Below are 16,735 nucleotides of genomic sequence, written 5' to 3'. Positions count from 1 at the left end.
CTTTTTATGTCGCTTGTGGCAATCAGCCGTTGAACACTTCATCCACGCTGGTCAGCGGGTAGTGCTTCGGATAAGGCAGGGTAGCCACGCCGGATTCGATGGCAGCCTTGGCCACAGCATCGGAAACGACGGTGATCAAGCGTGCATCCAGCGGCTTCGGAATGATGTACTCACGGCCGAACTCCAGGCCTTCAACACCATAGGCTTCGCAAACTTCCTTAGGCACTGGCAGCTTGGCCAGGTCTTTCAGGGCGATAGCGGCAGCGATCTTCATTTCTTCGTTGATACGCTTGGCGCGAACGTCCAGAGCACCACGGAAGATGAACGGGAAGCCCAGTACGTTGTTGACCTGGTTCGGGTAGTCGGAACGACCAGTAGCCATGATCACGTCGTTGCGAGTGGCATGCGCCAGCTCTGGCGAGATTTCCGGGTCCGGGTTCGAGCAAGCGAACACGATCGGGTTGGCAGCCATCGACTTCAGGCCTTCCGGGCTCAGCAGGTTCGGGCCAGACAGACCTACGAATACGTCGGCACCGTCAAGGGCGTCGGCCAGGGTGCGCTTGTCGGTGGCGTGGGCGAACTGCGCCTTGTACTGGTTCAGGTCGTCACGGCCAGCGTGGATCACGCCACTACGGTCGATCATGAAGATGTTCTCGACCTTCGCACCCATGCTTACCAGCAGCTTCATGCAGGAAATGGCAGCAGCGCCGGCGCCCAGGCAGACGATCTTGGCGTCTTCCAGTTTCTTGCCAGCGATTTCCAGGGCGTTGATCATGCCGGCGGCAGTCACGATGGCAGTACCGTGCTGGTCATCGTGGAACACCGGGATGTCGCACTGTTCGATCAGGGTACGTTCGATCTCAAAGCACTCAGGAGCCTTGATGTCTTCAAGGTTGATGCCACCGAAGGTGATCGAAATGCGGCGAACGGTGTCGATGAACGCTTGCGGGCTTTCCGATTCGACTTCGATGTCGAACACATCGATACCGGCGAAACGCTTGAACAGAACACCCTTGCCTTCCATGACCGGCTTGGAAGCCAGTGGGCCGAGGTCACCCAGACCGAGGATGGCAGTGCCATCGGAAATCACCGCAACCAGGTTGCCTTTGCCGGTGTATTTGTAAGCCAGCTCTGGATCACGGCCAATTTCGCGCACCGGCTCTGCAACACCTGGGCTGTAGGCCAGGGCGAGGTCACGGGCGGTGGCAGTGGGCTTGGAGAGTTCAACGCTCAGTTTCCCCGGACGAGGTTGAGCGTGATATTCGAGAGCGGCGGTTTTCAGGTCTGACATGGTGGGCATTCCGCTATTTACTGTTCTGACGGACCGCCGAGGATACGCAAAGAGCCGGGGAGCCACAAGACTGGCCGGTCACTTGTGTCAAGGCCTTTAGCCTACGACTTTACGCTACAACCCACGGGGCATACGACCAACAGTGTGTACAATCTAGTAGCGAAATGTCTACATCTTTTAGCCTGAAATGCGCTCCAACATGCTCGGGTCGGTCAATGGCAACACCCAGCGTCGCTGCCCGGGCTTGAGGCCACCCCTGCGGGAACGATCCAGCACCCAGCCGCGCGCTTCGACCTGGCGTCCCTTGAGGTTATCGAAGAAGCTGGCGGGGAAGTTGCGCTGCAGACGAGCGGGAACCTGCAGCACCAGGGTACTGCCCAGTGGCAGCCAGACCCCACCACGATTTCGCTCGATACCTTCGATACGACCACGCACAACAGCGAAACCTGACTGCCTGACATTGCCTGCAGCCACTACGGGCGAATGCCGCCACAGGCCAACGCCAGCCTGGCGCGCAGCTTGTTCGGCACGCTGCTGGCAACCGCTGAGACGTACATTAGGGGCAATAGCCACGCGGTAGCCCAAGCCCTCGCTAAGCAATTGCGCTTCCAGATTGTCGCCATTGCGGCTGTAGATGTGCGCCAGTGTGCGACCGTACTTGTCTTTACCTTCAATACCAGGCACCAGCCCGACGCGATCATCATTGGCCTTGACCAAGGCCTGCAATCGCCGCCTGGCAGCTTCGGCATAGGGCTCACTGGTACGTCCCTTGCGACCCATTTCCGGGGCATTGATACCGATCAGCCGCACACTGCGGCCATCGACCAGACGCAAGGTGTCGCCATCAACCACCTGTCGTACCGCTACCCATTGGGGCTTATCCGGCAGTGGGCAGAACGCCAGGACCGGGAAATGCCAGATAACGCCCACAAAAAAGGCGCCCACAAGGGACGCCTTCTTCAGCAACAATGCGAAACCCGAAGGATTCGCCATGCGCATGATTACTTCTTGGCACCGAACATGCCGAAGCGATCGGCGAACTTCTGTACGCGACCACCGGTGTCCAGAACTTTCTGCTTACCGGTGTAGAACGGGTGGCACAGGTTGCAAACGTCGATCGACAGGACGTTGCCCAGGGTCGAACGAGTTTCGAACTTGTTACCGCAGCTGCAGGTGACTGCAACTACTTCGTAGTTCGGGTGGATACCTTCTTTCATGGTCACTTCCTCGAGCTGCGTGCCGCCACCCAACACCAATTGTTGAATACCGCACGTAATTAGGCGGCGAATAATACCAGAGCACACCGTCAGCGCAAGATGTCGCTTGCACCGACCGTCGTCTGCTAGGCTCGCCAGTCCTTGTAACGCCCTCCGAGACTTTCCGCGTGTCCGACGTCATCCTGCGCCTTGCCCTGCCCTCTCCGCTGCGGCGCCTGTTCGACTACAAGGCGCCGGCGAGCATGGCGCGCCAGACCTTGACCCCTGGCATGCGCATCCGCGTGCCCTTTGGCCGCCGCGAAATGATCGGCGTGCTGATAGAGGTGTGCACGCAGAGCGAAGTGCCCGCCGACAAACTGAAGCCTGCCAGCGCCCTGCTCGACCCGGTGTCCCCCATCCCCGCGTCGCTGTTCAAGCTGTGCCTGTGGACCGCCCAGTACTACCAGCACAGCCTGGGCGATACCCTGAGCTGGGCGCTGCCCACGCTACTGCGCCAGGGCGAAGCCGCCGAAATGCGCCAGGAACGCTTCTGGCACATAGCCCCTGGCGCCCGCCTGGAAGACCCGCGCATCGCCCGCGCGCCGCGCCAGCGCGACGCACTCAAAACCCTGGCTCAGCACCCGCACGGCGTGGCCCACAGCCTGCTGGCCAAACTCAACCTGAACAAGGACAGCCTCGACCTGCTGCTGGCCAAGGACCTGGTACAGATCGAGACGCGCCGCCACTTGCCGGCACTACGTCATGAGCACTGGCTGGCACAGCCGGAACTGCCGCTCAACGAAGAGCAACGCGAAGCCTTCGACGCCGTGTGCGAGGGTTTTGGCGGTTTCGGCGCGTTCTTGCTGGCCGGCGTCACCGGCAGTGGCAAGACCGAGGTCTACCTGCAACTGATCCGCGAAACCCTGGAAGCCGGCAAGCAGGCGCTGGTGCTGATCCCGGAGATCAACCTCGGCCCGCAAACCCTGGCCCGCTTCGAGCAACGCTTCAACGCGCGCATTGCCCTGCTGCACTCTGCGGTGAACGACCGCGAACGCCTGGATGCCTGGCTGGCGGCACGGAACGGCGAGGCCGATATCATCATCGGCACCCGCTCGGCATTGTTCACGCCGATGAAAAACCCCGGCCTGATCATCATCGACGAAGAGCACGACGGCTCCTATAAACAGCAGGAAGGCCTGCGGTACCACGCCCGCGACCTGGCGCTGGTCCGCGCTCACCAGGAAAACATCCCGATCCTGCTCGGCTCCGCCACACCGTCGCTGGAAACCCTGCATAACGCCCTGACCGGCCGCTACCGCCTGCTGCGTATGAACCAACGCGCCGGAGGGGCACGCCCGCCGCGCATGCTGCGCCTTGATGTGAAGAGCCTGCCACTGGACAGCGGCATCAGCGGCCCGCTGCAGCAGGCTATCCGACAGACCCTGGAGGCTGGCCAACAAGTGCTGGTGTTCCTCAACCGCCGCGGCTTTGCCCCAACCTTGCTGTGCCACGATTGCGGCTGGCTGTCCGAATGCCCACGCTGCGATGCGCGCATGACCGTGCACCAGCGCTCCGGCGTGCTGCGCTGCCACCACTGTGGCTATGACGAACGCCTGCCGCACCAGTGCCCGCAATGCAACCACGTCGACCTGCGCCCGGTCGGTGCCGGTACCGAGCGCGCCGAAGAGCGCCTGAAGGTGCTGTTCCCGGATTACCCGATCCTGCGCGTGGACCGCGACAGCACGGCGCGCAAGGACGCCATGCACAACCTGTTCAGCACTATCCAGCGCGGCCAGCCGAGCATCCTCGTCGGCACCCAGATGCTCGCCAAGGGCCACCACTTCCCGCGGGTGACCCTGGTGGCCATCCTTGATGCCGATGGCGGGCTGTTTTCCGGCGACTTCCGCGCCAGCGAACGCATGGCACAACTTATCGTACAGGTGGCCGGGCGGGCCGGGCGGGCCGAAGAGCCCGGCAAGGTCATCATTCAGACCCATCTGGCCGACCACCCACTGCTGGTCCAACTAACCGAGCAAGGCTACTTCGCCTTCGCCGAACAGGCCCTGGACGAACGCCGAGCCGCCGGGCTGCCGCCCTACTCGCATCTGGCCTTGCTGCGTGCCGAAGCACACAAGCCGGGGCAGGCCGAAGGTTTCCTCGACGAAGCCTGTGCCGCCGCCGAGCGCCTGGTGGCCGAACAGCACCTGCCGGGCATCGAACTGCTGGGCCCGGTACCGGCGCCCATGGAGCGCCGCGCCGGACGATTCCGCGCACAATTGTTGATACAGGCCAATACCCGGGCGCCGTTGCATCGACTGATCAGCGCCTGGTTGCTAGTGTTGGAACAGTTGCCGAGCGGGCGCCAGGTGCGCTGGTCGCTGGATGTCGACCCGGTAGACCTGTATTGATCTACAAGCTGCGAGTGACCAGCCGTAAGCAAGCGCCGGGCGGGTGCGATGCCGCTTTTTCTTGCCGCTTGTGGCCCCCAGCTTGCCGCCCAAAGGTTGGCAACCTGCTCCCGGCAACGGATAATGCCCAGTTTTTCCACCTGCGCATCCAGGCGCTCACCGCGCTTGCGGTCGAAAAGAGATCCCCATGAAAGACACCATTCGCCAGCTGATCCAGCAAGCCCTCACCCAACTCGTCACCGACGGTGTGCTGCCTGAAGGGCTGTCGCCGGCGATCCAGGTGGAAAACGCCCGGGACAAGACCCACGGCGACTTCGCCAGCAACATCGCCATGATGCTGGCCAAGCCGGCCGGCATGAAGCCGCGCGACCTCGCCGAAAAACTGATCAACGCCCTGCCGGCCAGCGCCGACATCAGCAAGGTGGAGATTGCAGGCCCCGGCTTCCTTAACTTCTTCCAGAACACCGACGCCCTGGCCAATCGCCTGGATGCCGCCCTGGCCGACGCCCACCTGGGTGCACGCAAAGCCGGCCCGGCGCAAAAGGTGGTGATCGACATGTCGGCACCCAACCTGGCCAAGGAAATGCACGTCGGCCACCTGCGCTCGACCATCATCGGCGACAGCGTTGCGCGCGTGCTGGAGTTCCTGGGCGACAACGTCATCCGCCAGAACCACGTCGGCGACTGGGGTACCCAGTTCGGCATGCTGATGGCCTACCTGCAGGAAAACCCGATCACCAGCGACGAGCTGTCGGACCTGGAAAACTTCTACCGCGCGGCGAAGAAACGCTTCGATGAATCGGAGGAGTTCGCCACTCGCGCCCGCGGCCTGGTGGTCAAGCTGCAAGCCGGTGACCCCGAGTGCCTGGCCCTTTGGACACGCTTCAAGGACATCTCGCTGTCACACTGCCAGAAGACCTACGAGCTGCTCAACGTCAAGCTGACCATGGCCGACGTGATGGGCGAAAGTGCCTACAACGACGACTTGGCCAACGTGGTGGCCGACCTCAAGGCCAAGGGCCTGCTGGTCGAAGACCAGGGCGCCCAATGCGTGTTCCTCGACGAGTTCAAGAACAGCGAAGGCGACCCCCTGCCGGTGATCGTGCAGAAGGCTGACGGCGGCTATCTGTACGCCACCACCGACCTGGCTGCCGTGCGTTACCGCAGCAACGTGTTGAAGGCTGACCGCGCTCTGTACTTTGTCGACCAGCGCCAGGCCCTGCACTTCAATCAGGTGTTCGAAGTGGCCCGCCGCGCTGGCTTCGTCGGCCACCCGATGCAAATGGAGCACATGGGCTTCGGCACCATGAACGGCGCCGACGGCCGCCCGTTCAAGACCCGTGACGGCGGCACCGTGAAGCTGATCGACCTGCTCACCGAGGCCAAGGAGCGCGCCTACGCGCTGGTCAAGGAAAAGAACCCGAGCCTGGCAGACGACGAACTGCGCCACATCGGCGAGGTGGTGGGCATTGGCGCGGTGAAATACGCCGACCTGTCCAAGCACCGCACCAGCGACTACAGCTTCAACTTCGAACTGATGCTCAACTTCGAAGGCAACACCGCGCCTTACCTGCTGTACGCTTACACCCGCGTAGCCGGCGTGTTCCGCAAGCTGGGCAAAGGCTTTGACGAAGTCGACGGCAAAATCGTGCTGCAAGCTGCCCACGAGCAGGACTTGGCCGCGCGCCTGGCGCAGTTTGGCGAAATCCTCAACAACGTCGCCGAAAAAGGCACGCCGCACGTGCTGTGCAGCTACCTGTACGACTTGGCCGGCCTGTTCTCCAGCTTCTACGAGAACTGCCCGATCCTCGCCGCCGAAACCCCTTCGCAGCAGCAGAGCCGGCTGCGCCTGGCCGCCCTGACTGGCCGCACCCTCAAACAAGGTCTGGAACTGCTCGGCCTGGAAACCCTGGAGCGCATGTAAGTTGGCTGCCAAGAAAAAACCTGCCCCGAAACGCGGCGCCAGCCGCCAGACGGCACCGGCCAAACAGCCGATCCCCGGCTGGGTATGGCTGGCGGTCGGCCTGACCGTAGGCGCGTTCATCGTGTTCCTGATGAAGCTCGAACCCGGTGGCGATGACATCAAGCGCACCAAGCCCGAGCAGGAGAAGCCGGCGAAAGCGGCCGAAGCCGGCAAGCCCGCGCAAGCTACTGCGCAACAGCCGGTGAAGCCGAAGTATGACTTCTACACCCTGCTGCCGGAGTCTGAGGTGATCGTGCCGCCGGAAGCCGTACCGGAGAAAACCCCACCGGTGCCGGCCCAGCCGGTAACCCCGGTGACACCAGCAGAAGCGGCGAAAATCGACACGGCAAGGGCCCAGGCAGCGTTGCTCGGCCAGACCCCGCCACCGCCACCACCCGTGATCAAGCCGGCGGCGACCACGCAGTACTTCCTTCAGGCCGGCTCGTTCCGCAAGCAGGCCGATGCCGACAAGGTACGGGCACAGATCATCCTGCTGGGCCAGTCTGTGAAAGTGGAGTCAGGCACGGTCAAGGAAGAAACCTGGTACCGCGTGCTGGTCGGGCCGTTCAGCAACCGCGAGCAGTTGACCGGGGCACAGAAGCAGCTGGCTGGGGCCGGGTTCAGCAACCTGTTGCTGCAACAGCGGCAGACCCGTCAGTAACGAAGAAGGCCTTGCCGCAGCGGTGCGACAAGGCCTTCTTTATATGGACAGCATTACCCGTTAAGGGGCTGTAAAGCAGCCCCACTACCGTCAACCCCGCCCCGCATTCCTTTCGGACACCTGGCTGTTCAGCGTCCAGAAGTCATACAGCACCCCCACCAGGAACAATCCGCCGGTAAAGAAGTAGATGATCGCGGTGATCCACTTGCCCTGATACAGCCGGTGCAGGCCAAACACCCCCAGGAAGGTCAGCAGAATCCAGGCGATGTTGTAGTCGATACGCCCCGATTGAAACCTCAGGTCGGCTTCACGGTCCATGGACGGGATCAGGAACAGGTCGATCAACCAACCAATGCCCAGCAAGCCCAAGGTGAAGAACCAGATGGTCCCGGTAATCGGCCTGCCGTAATAGAAACGATGGGAACCGGTGAAGCCGAAAATCCACAGCAGGTAGCCAATGGTTTTGCTGTGGGTGTCGTGAAAGGGCGCCCCCTGTTGATAACTGTTCATTCATAGCCCCTGTGGGTTATCCGAAAATTTTCTAAGAAAAAATGTGACTTTCTCGTCGCAAGCCGACATACGGCACCTGGGCAATCGACCAACGGATCAATAACTGATCAAAAAGCTGTTATAAAGTTGCGCGCCCAACACATAACTATTCATAAGAGCTTCATCTATGCCGCCTTTGATCAAGACATGGCTGACCCTCTGCCTATTATTGCCCCTGGCCGCCCACGCCACCAATCGTGAGCAACGTCTTCCCAATGGTTTCACCGGCTACACGACCAACGCCTCGGTGAAACGCGCACCAGTCAAACAGACTGCGCTACGCGCCCGCCCAAGCAATACCGCCATCAGCCGCGGTGCGAATGTCGCCGCCATGTCGCCAAAGCAAAGCAGCGATGTGCTCAGCCGTGCGGTAAATGTGCTCGGTACTCCTTATGTTTGGGGCGGCAGCAGCCCGAAAAAAGGCTTTGACTGCAGCGGGCTGGTCAAATACGCCTTCAACGACGTCGCCGACGTCGACCTGCCGCGCACCTCCAATGCCATGGCCCAGGGCCACGGAGTGAAGGTGGCCAAGGGTGATCTGAAGCCTGGCGACCTGATCTTCTTCAACATCAAGAGCCGTCGGGTCAATCACGTAGCCATCTACCTGGGTAACGACCGCTTCATCCACGCTCCACGCCGTGGCAAGCGGGTGAGTATCGACACCTTGAGCAAGCCTTACTGGCAGAAGCACTACGTGGTGGCCAAGCGGGTGCTGCCGAAAGAGCAGCAGCTGAGTCTGGCCAAGCGTTAATCTGATCGGCGCTATCCGGTACCGGCCCCTTCGCGCACGCCCGCTCCCACAGGTACCGCGTCGCTCTCGCGGGCAGCGTGGCAGCGGGCGCGCCCGCGAAAGGGCCTTTGCAGGTACTACAAGCCTTTGATCAGCCCTCGCTCCCTCAGCCTCCGCAACGCCCCCTCCATCGTCCGCATCCCCTCCGCTGCCCCGCCCTGCATCACCGAAGACAACTGCGCCAACCGCCCCTCCCGAACCAGGTTACGCACCGCCGGCGTCGCCACCAGCACTTCCCGCGCAGCCACCCGCCCACCCCCCACGCGCCTGACCAGCACCTGCGTGACCACCAGGCGCAGCGACTCGGCCAGCATCGCCCGCACCAACGGCTTTTCCTCGGCAGCAAAAACCTCCACCAACCTGTCGATGCAGCTGGTCGCCGAACGCGCGTGCACGGTTGCCAGCACCAGGTGCCCGGTTTCGGCCGCGCGCAGGGCCAGGCGAATGGTTTCCAGGTCGCGCAACTCGCCGATCATGATCACGTCCGGGTCCTGGCGCAGCGCACTGCGCAGCCCCTGAGCAAAGCCGCGACTATGGCGCCCCATCTCACGCTGGTTGACCAGGCTGCGCTGGCTGGCATGGATGACTTCGACAGGGTCCTCCAGGGTAATGATGTGCAGTGCCCGCTCGCGGTTCAGCTGGTCGAGCAGCGTTGCCAGGGTACTGGACTTGCCACTGCCGGTCGGCCCGCCCACGAGGATCAAACCATCTCGGCATTGCGCAACAGATTGAAACACATCCACAAGGTCCAGCTCACTCACCGTCGCAATGCGCCCCGGAATCAACCGAAAGGTAACCGACGGGCCATTCAACTGGCGAAACAGGTTCAGCCGAAAGCGCCCAAGCGCCGGCAATTCCAGCGCAAGGTCCATTTCATCGTCTTGGGCCCACTGCCGGCGCTGGTCGTCATCCAGCACGCTCGCCATGCCCTCGATCAAGGCCCCCTGGCTCAAGGGCGGCAAGCCCATACGCTGCAACTCGCCATCCAGGCGCAGCATCGGAATCTGGCCCGTCGCCAGGTGCAGGTCTGAAGCCCCCGCATCCACAGCTCGGGCCAACAGGTCGGTCACATCCATGAGACTCCCCAAAGGCCTTCAAGCAGGTAGAATGCCGCAGACCCTACAGCTGCCGGCATCGATCCATGTCCACCCTAGCAGACAACCTTTCCGCGATTTCCGCCCGTATCGCCAGTGCTGCCCAGGCAGTCGGGCGTGATCCGGCCAGCGTCCAGTTGCTGGCCGTGAGCAAGACCAAGCCTGCCAGCGCTATCCGCGAGATCCATGCCGCCGGTGTGCACGACTTCGGGGAAAATTACCTACAGGAAGCACTGACAAAGCAGCAGGCCCTCAGCGACTTGCCCTTGATCTGGCACTTCATCGGCCCCATTCAGTCGAACAAGACCAAAGCCATCGCCGAGCATTTCGACTGGGTACATTCCGTGGACCGCCTGAAAATTGCCCAACGCCTGTCGGAACAACGCCCTGCCGGGCTGGCGCCGCTGAACATCTGCCTGCAGGTGAACGTCAGCGGCGAAGACAGTAAATCCGGCTGCACCCCGGCCGACCTACCCGCGTTGGCCAAAGCCGTAGCCGCACTGCCCAACCTGCGCCTGCGCGGGCTGATGGCAATCCCGGAACCCACCGAAGACCGCGCCACCCAGGAGGCCGCCTTCGCCAGCCTGCGCAAGTTGCAGGAAGGCCTGGGGTTTGGCCTGGACACCCTGTCCATGGGCATGAGCCACGACCTGGAAGCGGCTATCGCCCAGGGCGCGACGTGGGTACGAATTGGCACGGCCCTGTTCGGAGCCCGCGACTACGGCAACACCTGATTCCATGCTTCACTCACTCTTTTCCACAAGGACCTGACATGAGCAAGACACGTATTGCCTTTATCGGCGCCGGCAACATGGCCGCCAGCCTGATCGGTGGTCTGCGTGCCCAGGGCCTGGACGCCTCGCAGATCCGCGCCAGCGACCCGGGCGCCGAGACCCGCAGTCGCATCCAGGCCGAGCACGGCATTGAAGCCTTCGAGGACAACGCCCAGGCCATCGATGGCGCTGACGTCATCGTGCTGGCGGTCAAGCCACAAGTCATGAAAACCGTATGTCAGGCACTGCAACCCAACCTGCAGGATGGCCAACTGATCGTTTCAATCGCCGCCGGCATCACGTGCGCCAGCCTGCAAAGCTGGGTGGGCGCTCGCCCGGTGGTGCGCTGCATGCCCAACACCCCGGCATTGCTGCGCCAAGGCGTAAGCGGCCTGTACGCCACCGCTGAAGTGTCCGGCGAACAGCGTCAGCAGGCCGAACAACTGCTGTCGGCCGTGGGCACCGCCCTGTGGCTGGAGCAGGAACAGCAATTGGACGCCGTGACAGCTGTGTCCGGCAGTGGCCCGGCGTACTTCTTCCTGCTGATCGAGGCCATGACCGCAGCAGGCGAAAAACTCGGCCTGCCACGTGAAACGGCCTCCCAACTGACCTTGCAGACGGCCCTGGGCGCCGCACACATGGCAGTTGCAAGCGATGTCGATGCCGCCGAACTGCGCCGCCGCGTCACTTCGCCCGCCGGCACCACGGAAGCGGCGATCAAGTCGTTCCAGGCCAGCGGCTTCGAAGCCATCGTCGAGCAGGCGCTGCAGGCTGCAGCCACGCGCTCTGCCGAGCTGGCCGAACAACTGGGCAAATAAGGAGCCTTAGATGAATGCACTATCAGGCGCCGCGATTTTCGTGGTGCAAACCCTGGTCAGCCTTTACCTGGTAATCGTCCTGCTGCGCTTCGTGCTGCAACTGGTCAAGGCCAACTTCTACAACCCGCTGTGCCAGTTCGCCGTTCGTGCCACCCAACCGCTGCTCAAGCCGATCCGCCGGATCATCCCTAGCGTTGGCGGGCTGGATACCTCGTCGCTACTGCTGGCGGTGGTCATCCAGGCCTTGCTGATGGGCTTCGTGCTGATGGTCACCTACGGTACCTTCGGCGACGTCCTGCACCTGCTGATGTGGGCGATCATCGGCATCACCTCGCTGTTCCTGAAGATTTTCTGGGTGGCGATGATCGTCATGGTGATCGTTTCCTGGGTTGCACCCAACAGCCACAACCCGGCGGCCGAACTGGCCTACCAGATCAGCGAGCCAGTGCTGGCGCCGTTCCGCCGCCTGGTGCCAAATCTCGGTGGCATGGACATCTCGCCGATCTTCGCCTTCCTGGCGATCCAGGTGGTCCAGTCGTTTGTCATGCCCCCGCTGGCCGCCTACGCTGGCATGCCTCAAGAGCTGTGGCGAATGATCTGAGGCTCGCCAGAGCCAGCGTACCCCCAGTCGCAAGCCTTTGCTTGCCGCTGGGGGTAGCGCTCTTTAGACTTACGCCTCCGTCAAGCGTGAGCAGGGTCGATGTCAACTGTCTTTCCCGAAGATTCCGTCGGTCTGGTAGTACCGCAAACCGCCCGGTTCGATGAACCGCTGGCACTGGCCTGTGGCCGTTCACTGGCCAGTTACGAACTGGTCTACGAGACCTATGGCACCCTGAACGCCAGCGCGAGCAACGCCGTGCTGATCTGCCATGCCCTGTCCGGCCACCACCATGCCGCTGGCTACCATGCCGCCACCGACCGCAAGCCGGGCTGGTGGGACAGCTGCATCGGCCCCGGCAAGCCGATCGATACCAACCGCTTCTTCGTGGTCAGCCTGAACAACCTCGGCGGCTGCAACGGCAGCACCGGCCCCAGCAGCGTCAACCCTGCCACCGGCAAACCGTATGGCGCCGACTTCCCTGTACTGACCGTAGAGGACTGGGTACACAGCCAGGTGCGCCTGGGCGAGCGCCTGGGCATCCAGCAATGGGCCGCTGTCGTCGGCGGCAGCCTTGGCGGCATGCAGGCACTGCAATGGACCATCAGCTACCCCGAGCGTGTGCGTCATTGCGTCGACATTGCCTCGGCGCCCAAGCTGTCGGCGCAGAACATCGCCTTCAACGAGGTGGCGCGCCAGGCCATTCTCACCGACCCTGAGTTCCATGGCGGCTCGTTCCAGGACCAGGGCGTGATCCCCAAGCGCGGCCTGATGCTGGCACGCATGGTCGGCCACATTACCTATCTGTCCGATGATTCGATGGGTGAAAAATTCGGCCGAGAGCTGAAAAGCGACAAGCTCAACTACGACTTCCACAGCGTCGAGTTCCAGGTCGAAAGCTACCTACGCTATCAGGGCGAGGAGTTTTCCGGCCGTTTCGACGCCAACACCTACCTGCTGATGACCAAGGCACTGGACTATTTCGACCCGGCCGCCACGCACGGTGGTGATCTGGCCGCCACCCTGGCCCACGTCAAGGCAGACTACTGCATCATGTCGTTCACCACCGACTGGCGCTTCTCTCCGGCCCGTTCGCGCGAGATCGTCGATGCGCTGATGGCCGCGCGCAAGAACGTCTGCTACCTGGAGATCGATTCGCCCTACGGGCACGATGCCTTCCTGATCCCCACACCTCGCTACATGCAGGGTTTCTCGAACTACATGAACCGCATTGCCATCTGAGGACAGCATGAGAGCCGATCTGGAAATCATCCACGACTGGATCCCCGCCGGCAGCCGGGTACTCGACCTGGGCTGCGGTAGCGGCGAACTGCTGGCCTCGCTGCGTGACCGCAAACAGGTCACCGGCTATGGCCTGGAAATCGACGCCGACAATATCGCCGCCTGCGTGGCCAAGGGCGTCAACGTCATCGAACAAGACCTGGACAAAGGCCTGGGCAACTTCGCCAGCAACAGCTTCGACGTGGTGATCATGACCCAAGCCCTGCAGGCCGTGGAATACCCCGACCGCATCCTCGACGAAATGCTGCGAGTGGGCCGTCAGTGCATCATCACCTTCCCCAACTTCGGCCACTGGCGCTGCCGCTGGTACCTGGCGACCAAAGGCCGCATGCCGGTATCGGACTTCATGCCGTATACCTGGTACAACACGCCGAACATCCACTTCTGCACCTTCGCCGACTTCGAAGAACTTGTGCATGAACGCCGAGCCAAGGTACTCGACCGCCTGGCGGTCGACCACTTGCACCGCAACGGGTGGGGTGGCCGGCTATGGCCTAATCTTCTAGGTGAGATCGGCATCTACCGCGTCAGCAGTCCGGGCCTGCAAGAGCACCAGCTCGCGGTCTGACGCCCACCGGAGGAATCGCCCCATGCGTCGCCTAGCCCTGTTCCTGATCAGCCTGTGCCTGGCCCTGCCAGTACTGGCTGCCGATGCCGCACGCCCCGAGCGCAAGGAGGTATTTGGCGACGTGACGGTGCACTACAGCGCATTCACCTCGAGCATGCTCACACCCGAGGTGGCCGCGGCCACCGGCCTGGTTCGCAGCAAGAACCAGGGCGTGCTCAACATTACCGTCCTCAAGGCCAGCAAACCTGCCACGGCGGTGATCAGCGGCACGATCAAGGACCTGACCGGGCGCAGCAGCCCGCTGTCGTTCAAGCAGATTACCGAACAGGGCGCGGTGTACTACATCGCCCAGTTCAAGATCGACCAGCCAGAAACCGTCACCTTCGACCTCAACATCGAAACCGGCGGCATCAGCAACTCTCTCCGCTTCAACCAGGAAGTGTTCCCAGGCGAATGATGAATTTCCAGCAACTCGTATTGGCCAGCCACAACGCCGGCAAACTCAAGGAACTCCAGGCCATGCTCGGCCATTCCGTGCAGCTGCACTCGATTGGTGAGTTCAGCCAGGTGGAGCCGGAAGAAACCGGCCTGTCGTTCGTCGAGAACGCCATCCTCAAGGCGCGCAATGCCGCCCGCATTTCCGGCCTGCCGGCCTTGGCCGATGACTCTGGCCTGGCGGTGGACTTCCTCGGCGGCGCGCCGGGCATCTACTCGGCGCGCTATGCCGATGGCAAAGGTGACGCGGCAAACAACGCCAAGCTGCTCGAGGCCTTGAAAGACGTGCCTGAAGCTGAGCGCAGTGCACAGTTCGTCTGCGTTCTGGCGCTGGTGCGCCACGCCGACGACCCGTTGCCGATCCTGTGCGAAGGCCTGTGGCACGGGCGCATCCTGTTCGAGGCCAGCGGCGACCAGGGCTTTGGCTACGACCCGCTGTTCTGGGTACCGGAGCGCAACTGCTCCAGCGCCGATCTAGCCCCAGCAGACAAGAACCAGCTCAGCCACCGCGCCCGTGCCATGGCCCTGCTGCGCAAACGTCTGGGCCTGGCATGATCGAAATGCTGTCGCCCCCCGGCGCGGCAGGCTTTAGCAGCCTGCCGCCGCTGGCGCTGTACATCCACATTCCGTGGTGCGTACGCAAATGCCCTTATTGCGACTTCAACTCCCACGCTGCCGGGCCTGAGCTACCGGAAGATGCCTACGTCACAGCCCTGCTCGACGACCTCGACCAGGAACTGGCTGCCGTACAAGGCCGCCCGATCAGCTCGATCTTCTTCGGTGGCGGTACGCCAAGCCTGTTCAGTGCCAGCGCCCTTGGCCGGCTACTGCGTGGCGTAGAGCAACGTATTCCGTTTGCGCCAGACATCGAAATTACCCTGGAAGCCAACCCGGGCACCTTCGAGCAGGACAAGTTCAAGGCCTACCGGCAGACCGGCATCAATCGTCTTTCTATCGGTGTGCAGAGCTTCCAGCCAGCCAAGCTGGAAGCTCTGGGGCGCATCCACAATGGCGACGAAGCGGTTCGAGCCGCCGGCATGGCGCGCGCGGCCGGTTTCGACAATTTCAACATGGACCTGATGCACGGCCTGCCCGACCAGTCGCTGGACGACGCGCTGGGTGACCTGCGCCAGGCCATCGATCTGGGGCCGACCCACCTGTCGTGGTATCAGCTGACCGTGGAACCGAACACGGTGTTCTGGAACCAGCCGCCAGAGCTGCCCGAAGACGACATCCTCTGGGATATTCAGGAAGCCGGCCAAGCGCTGATGGCCGAGCACGGCTACCGCCAGTACGAGGTATCGGCCTACGCCCAGGCAGGCCGCGCCGCCCAGCACAACCTCAACTACTGGCGCTTCGGCGACTTCATCGGCATTGGTGCCGGCGCCCACGGCAAGCTCACCTTCGCCGACGGGCGCATTCTGCGTACCTGGAAGACCCGCCTGCCCAAGGACTACCTGAACCTGGCCAAGCCGTTCAGGGCCGGCGAGAAGCTGCTGCCAGTCGATGAACTGCCGTTCGAGTTCCTGATGAACGCCCTGCGCCTGACCGATGGCGTGGAAGCCGAACTGTTCACCCAGCGCACCGGCTTACCACTGTCACAGCTGCAGGAAGCACGCCGTGCCGCCGAACAAAAAGGCCTTTTGCAGGTCGAACCGGATCGACTGGTGGCCACCCCAAGGGGCCAGTTGTTCCTCAATGACCTGCTGCAGTATTTCTTGACCTAAGGATGACCCATGGATCTGGTACTTGATCTGCTCGCGACGGTTTCCCGCTGGAGCCGCAGCAACCTGTCGGAGATTTCACTGGCCTTGGTAGGCTGCCTGCTGGTGCTGTTCGGCACCGATGTCAAAGCCTGGGCCGAGCAACGCCTGGGCGGCCTCGCCGGCGCCCTGCGCGTGCCGTTCATGGCGCTGATGGTGATGATCGGCAGCGGTGCTGCGCTGATCTATGCCACGCCATGGGTGGTGAAAGGCCTGAGCCAGTTCAACAACTATGCGCTGGCACCTGTGTTGCTGGTGGTGCTGGTGTTGATTGGCGTGGTGGCGGATCGCCGCGGCTGAGCTAATGGCCCCTGGGTCAACTGTCTTGCTCAACATTTGAAAGACCTGCGCAGCCGCCTGTAGGAGCGGGTTTACCCGCGAAGAGGCCGGCCCTGCTGGCCAATTTCCACCCGCCGTTCACCGTTGCCGCCGCCACCGTATTCGCGGGTAAACCCGCTCCTACACA

General features: G+C 62.5%; 18 protein-coding genes. 13 read left to right on the top strand and 5 right to left on the bottom strand.

Going from position 1 to position 16,735, the window contains the following annotated elements:
• Window positions 1-22 precede the first annotated feature (22 nt).
• The 3 genes from QYE47_RS26670 to rpmE form a co-directional block, all read right to left on the bottom strand.
• On the bottom strand, window positions 23-1,291 hold the full coding sequence (locus QYE47_RS26670) for a malic enzyme-like NAD(P)-binding protein (RefSeq protein WP_003249133.1): 1,269 nt from the start codon (window positions 1,289-1,291) through the stop codon (window positions 23-25).
• Between the two features lie 177 nt (window positions 1,292-1,468).
• Window positions 1,469-2,290 carry a thermonuclease family protein gene (locus QYE47_RS26665; protein ID WP_014592714.1) on the bottom strand — a complete coding sequence of 274 codons (822 nt, stop codon included), beginning with the start codon at window positions 2,288-2,290 and terminating at the stop codon, window positions 1,469-1,471.
• Window positions 2,291-2,292: 2 nt separating this feature from the next.
• Window positions 2,293-2,508 carry a 50S ribosomal protein L31 gene (gene rpmE / locus QYE47_RS26660; RefSeq protein WP_003249127.1) on the bottom strand — a complete coding sequence of 72 codons (216 nt, stop codon included), beginning with the start codon at window positions 2,506-2,508 and terminating at the stop codon, window positions 2,293-2,295.
• 167 nt (window positions 2,509-2,675) lie between these two features.
• Here rpmE and QYE47_RS26655 point away from each other — a divergent pair, with 167 nt between their 5' ends.
• The 3 genes from QYE47_RS26655 to QYE47_RS26645 all read left to right on the top strand — a co-directional run bounded on the left by QYE47_RS26655 (window position 2,676) and on the right by QYE47_RS26645 (window position 7,519).
• Complete coding sequence (locus QYE47_RS26655) at window positions 2,676-4,895, top strand: primosomal protein N' (protein WP_301159704.1); 2,220 nt, start codon at window positions 2,676-2,678, stop codon at window positions 4,893-4,895.
• 187 nt (window positions 4,896-5,082) lie between these two features.
• Window positions 5,083-6,819 (top strand): arginine--tRNA ligase, encoded by a 1,737-nt coding sequence (gene argS / locus QYE47_RS26650; protein ID WP_019439134.1) that lies wholly within the window; start codon window positions 5,083-5,085, stop codon window positions 6,817-6,819.
• A 1-nt stretch (window position 6,820) separates the two neighbouring features.
• On the top strand, window positions 6,821-7,519 hold the full coding sequence (locus QYE47_RS26645) for an SPOR domain-containing protein (protein ID WP_014592717.1): 699 nt from the start codon (window positions 6,821-6,823) through the stop codon (window positions 7,517-7,519).
• A gap of 90 nt (window positions 7,520-7,609) precedes the next feature.
• On the opposite strand, the gene QYE47_RS26640 is transcribed toward QYE47_RS26645, so the two are convergent.
• On the bottom strand, window positions 7,610-8,029 hold the full coding sequence (locus tag QYE47_RS26640) for a TM2 domain-containing protein (RefSeq protein ID WP_014592718.1): 420 nt from the start codon (window positions 8,027-8,029) through the stop codon (window positions 7,610-7,612).
• Window positions 8,030-8,195: 166 nt separating this feature from the next.
• Here QYE47_RS26640 and QYE47_RS26635 point away from each other — a divergent pair, with 166 nt between their 5' ends.
• The gene (locus tag QYE47_RS26635; protein ID WP_053867807.1) at window positions 8,196-8,819 is read left to right on the top strand and encodes a C40 family peptidase; all 624 of its coding nucleotides are present in this window, start codon (window positions 8,196-8,198) and stop codon (window positions 8,817-8,819) included.
• A gap of 116 nt (window positions 8,820-8,935) precedes the next feature.
• Here the strand turns inward: QYE47_RS26635 and QYE47_RS26630 are convergent, their stop codons facing one another.
• Window positions 8,936-9,934 carry a type IV pilus twitching motility protein PilT gene (locus QYE47_RS26630; RefSeq protein ID WP_014592720.1) on the bottom strand — a complete coding sequence of 333 codons (999 nt, stop codon included), beginning with the start codon at window positions 9,932-9,934 and terminating at the stop codon, window positions 8,936-8,938.
• A gap of 65 nt (window positions 9,935-9,999) precedes the next feature.
• On the opposite strand from QYE47_RS26630, the gene QYE47_RS26625 reads away from it, so the two are divergent.
• The 9 genes from QYE47_RS26625 to QYE47_RS26585 all read left to right on the top strand — a co-directional run bounded on the left by QYE47_RS26625 (window position 10,000) and on the right by QYE47_RS26585 (window position 16,569).
• The gene (locus QYE47_RS26625; RefSeq protein WP_019439137.1) at window positions 10,000-10,686 is read left to right on the top strand and encodes a YggS family pyridoxal phosphate-dependent enzyme; all 687 of its coding nucleotides are present in this window, start codon (window positions 10,000-10,002) and stop codon (window positions 10,684-10,686) included.
• Window positions 10,687-10,724: 38 nt separating this feature from the next.
• Complete coding sequence (proC, locus tag QYE47_RS26620) at window positions 10,725-11,543, top strand: pyrroline-5-carboxylate reductase (RefSeq protein ID WP_019439138.1); 819 nt, start codon at window positions 10,725-10,727, stop codon at window positions 11,541-11,543.
• Between the two features lie 10 nt (window positions 11,544-11,553).
• Complete coding sequence (locus QYE47_RS26615; protein WP_003249110.1) at window positions 11,554-12,144, top strand: YggT family protein; 591 nt, start codon at window positions 11,554-11,556, stop codon at window positions 12,142-12,144.
• 99 nt (window positions 12,145-12,243) lie between these two features.
• Window positions 12,244-13,383: a homoserine O-acetyltransferase gene (locus QYE47_RS26610; RefSeq protein ID WP_014592723.1), complete on the top strand. Its 1,140-nt coding sequence runs from the start codon at window positions 12,244-12,246 to the stop codon at window positions 13,381-13,383.
• Window positions 13,384-13,390: 7 nt separating this feature from the next.
• Window positions 13,391-14,011: a methionine biosynthesis protein MetW gene (gene metW / locus QYE47_RS26605; protein ID WP_003249106.1), complete on the top strand. Its 621-nt coding sequence runs from the start codon at window positions 13,391-13,393 to the stop codon at window positions 14,009-14,011.
• 22 nt (window positions 14,012-14,033) lie between these two features.
• Entirely contained in the window at window positions 14,034-14,468 is a 435-nt protein-coding gene (locus QYE47_RS26600; protein ID WP_019439139.1) for a DUF4426 domain-containing protein, read from the top strand.
• Complete coding sequence (rdgB, locus tag QYE47_RS26595) at window positions 14,465-15,061, top strand: RdgB/HAM1 family non-canonical purine NTP pyrophosphatase (protein ID WP_010955642.1); 597 nt, start codon at window positions 14,465-14,467, stop codon at window positions 15,059-15,061. The genes QYE47_RS26600 and rdgB overlap by 4 nt, the downstream gene beginning before the upstream one ends.
• A complete protein-coding gene (hemW, locus tag QYE47_RS26590; protein ID WP_019439140.1) occupies window positions 15,058-16,233 on the top strand; it encodes a radical SAM family heme chaperone HemW in 1,176 nt (391 codons plus the stop codon). Before rdgB ends, hemW begins: the two co-directional genes overlap by 4 nt.
• A 9-nt stretch (window positions 16,234-16,242) precedes the next feature.
• The gene (locus QYE47_RS26585) at window positions 16,243-16,569 is read left to right on the top strand and encodes a DUF3392 domain-containing protein (RefSeq protein WP_003249095.1); all 327 of its coding nucleotides are present in this window, start codon (window positions 16,243-16,245) and stop codon (window positions 16,567-16,569) included.
• The last annotated feature ends 166 nt before the right edge of the window (window positions 16,570-16,735 follow it).

The sequence above is a fragment of the Pseudomonas sp. 2,4-D genome, from assembly GCF_030418155.1.
GTDB lineage: Bacteria > Pseudomonadota > Gammaproteobacteria > Pseudomonadales > Pseudomonadaceae > Aquipseudomonas > Aquipseudomonas alloputida.
The sequence above is the reverse complement of the archived record's forward strand: the minus strand, read 5'-3'. Positions and strand labels throughout refer to the sequence as shown.

Excerpts from the sequence above, each read along its gene's own strand:
- QYE47_RS26670 (WP_003249133.1), bottom strand. The coding sequence starts at position 1,291 with ATGTCAGACCTGAAAACCGCCGCTCTCGAATATCACGCTCAACCTCGT.
- QYE47_RS26665 (WP_014592714.1), bottom strand. The coding sequence starts at position 2,290 with ATGCGCATGGCGAATCCTTCGGGTTTCGCATTGTTGCTGAAGAAGGCG.
- rpmE (WP_003249127.1), bottom strand. The coding sequence starts at position 2,508 with ATGAAAGAAGGTATCCACCCGAACTACGAAGTAGTTGCAGTCACCTGC.
- argS (WP_019439134.1), top strand. The coding sequence starts at position 5,083 with ATGAAAGACACCATTCGCCAGCTGATCCAGCAAGCCCTCACCCAACTC.
- QYE47_RS26640 (WP_014592718.1), bottom strand. The coding sequence starts at position 8,029 with ATGAACAGTTATCAACAGGGGGCGCCCTTTCACGACACCCACAGCAAA.
- QYE47_RS26635 (WP_053867807.1), top strand. The coding sequence starts at position 8,196 with ATGCCGCCTTTGATCAAGACATGGCTGACCCTCTGCCTATTATTGCCC.
- QYE47_RS26630 (WP_014592720.1), bottom strand. The coding sequence starts at position 9,934 with ATGGATGTGACCGACCTGTTGGCCCGAGCTGTGGATGCGGGGGCTTCA.
- QYE47_RS26625 (WP_019439137.1), top strand. The coding sequence starts at position 10,000 with ATGTCCACCCTAGCAGACAACCTTTCCGCGATTTCCGCCCGTATCGCC.
- proC (WP_019439138.1), top strand. The coding sequence starts at position 10,725 with ATGAGCAAGACACGTATTGCCTTTATCGGCGCCGGCAACATGGCCGCC.
- QYE47_RS26615 (WP_003249110.1), top strand. The coding sequence starts at position 11,554 with ATGAATGCACTATCAGGCGCCGCGATTTTCGTGGTGCAAACCCTGGTC.
- QYE47_RS26610 (WP_014592723.1), top strand. The coding sequence starts at position 12,244 with ATGTCAACTGTCTTTCCCGAAGATTCCGTCGGTCTGGTAGTACCGCAA.
- metW (WP_003249106.1), top strand. The coding sequence starts at position 13,391 with ATGAGAGCCGATCTGGAAATCATCCACGACTGGATCCCCGCCGGCAGC.
- QYE47_RS26600 (WP_019439139.1), top strand. The coding sequence starts at position 14,034 with ATGCGTCGCCTAGCCCTGTTCCTGATCAGCCTGTGCCTGGCCCTGCCA.
- rdgB (WP_010955642.1), top strand. The coding sequence starts at position 14,465 with ATGATGAATTTCCAGCAACTCGTATTGGCCAGCCACAACGCCGGCAAA.
- hemW (WP_019439140.1), top strand. The coding sequence starts at position 15,058 with ATGATCGAAATGCTGTCGCCCCCCGGCGCGGCAGGCTTTAGCAGCCTG.
- QYE47_RS26585 (WP_003249095.1), top strand. The coding sequence starts at position 16,243 with ATGGATCTGGTACTTGATCTGCTCGCGACGGTTTCCCGCTGGAGCCGC.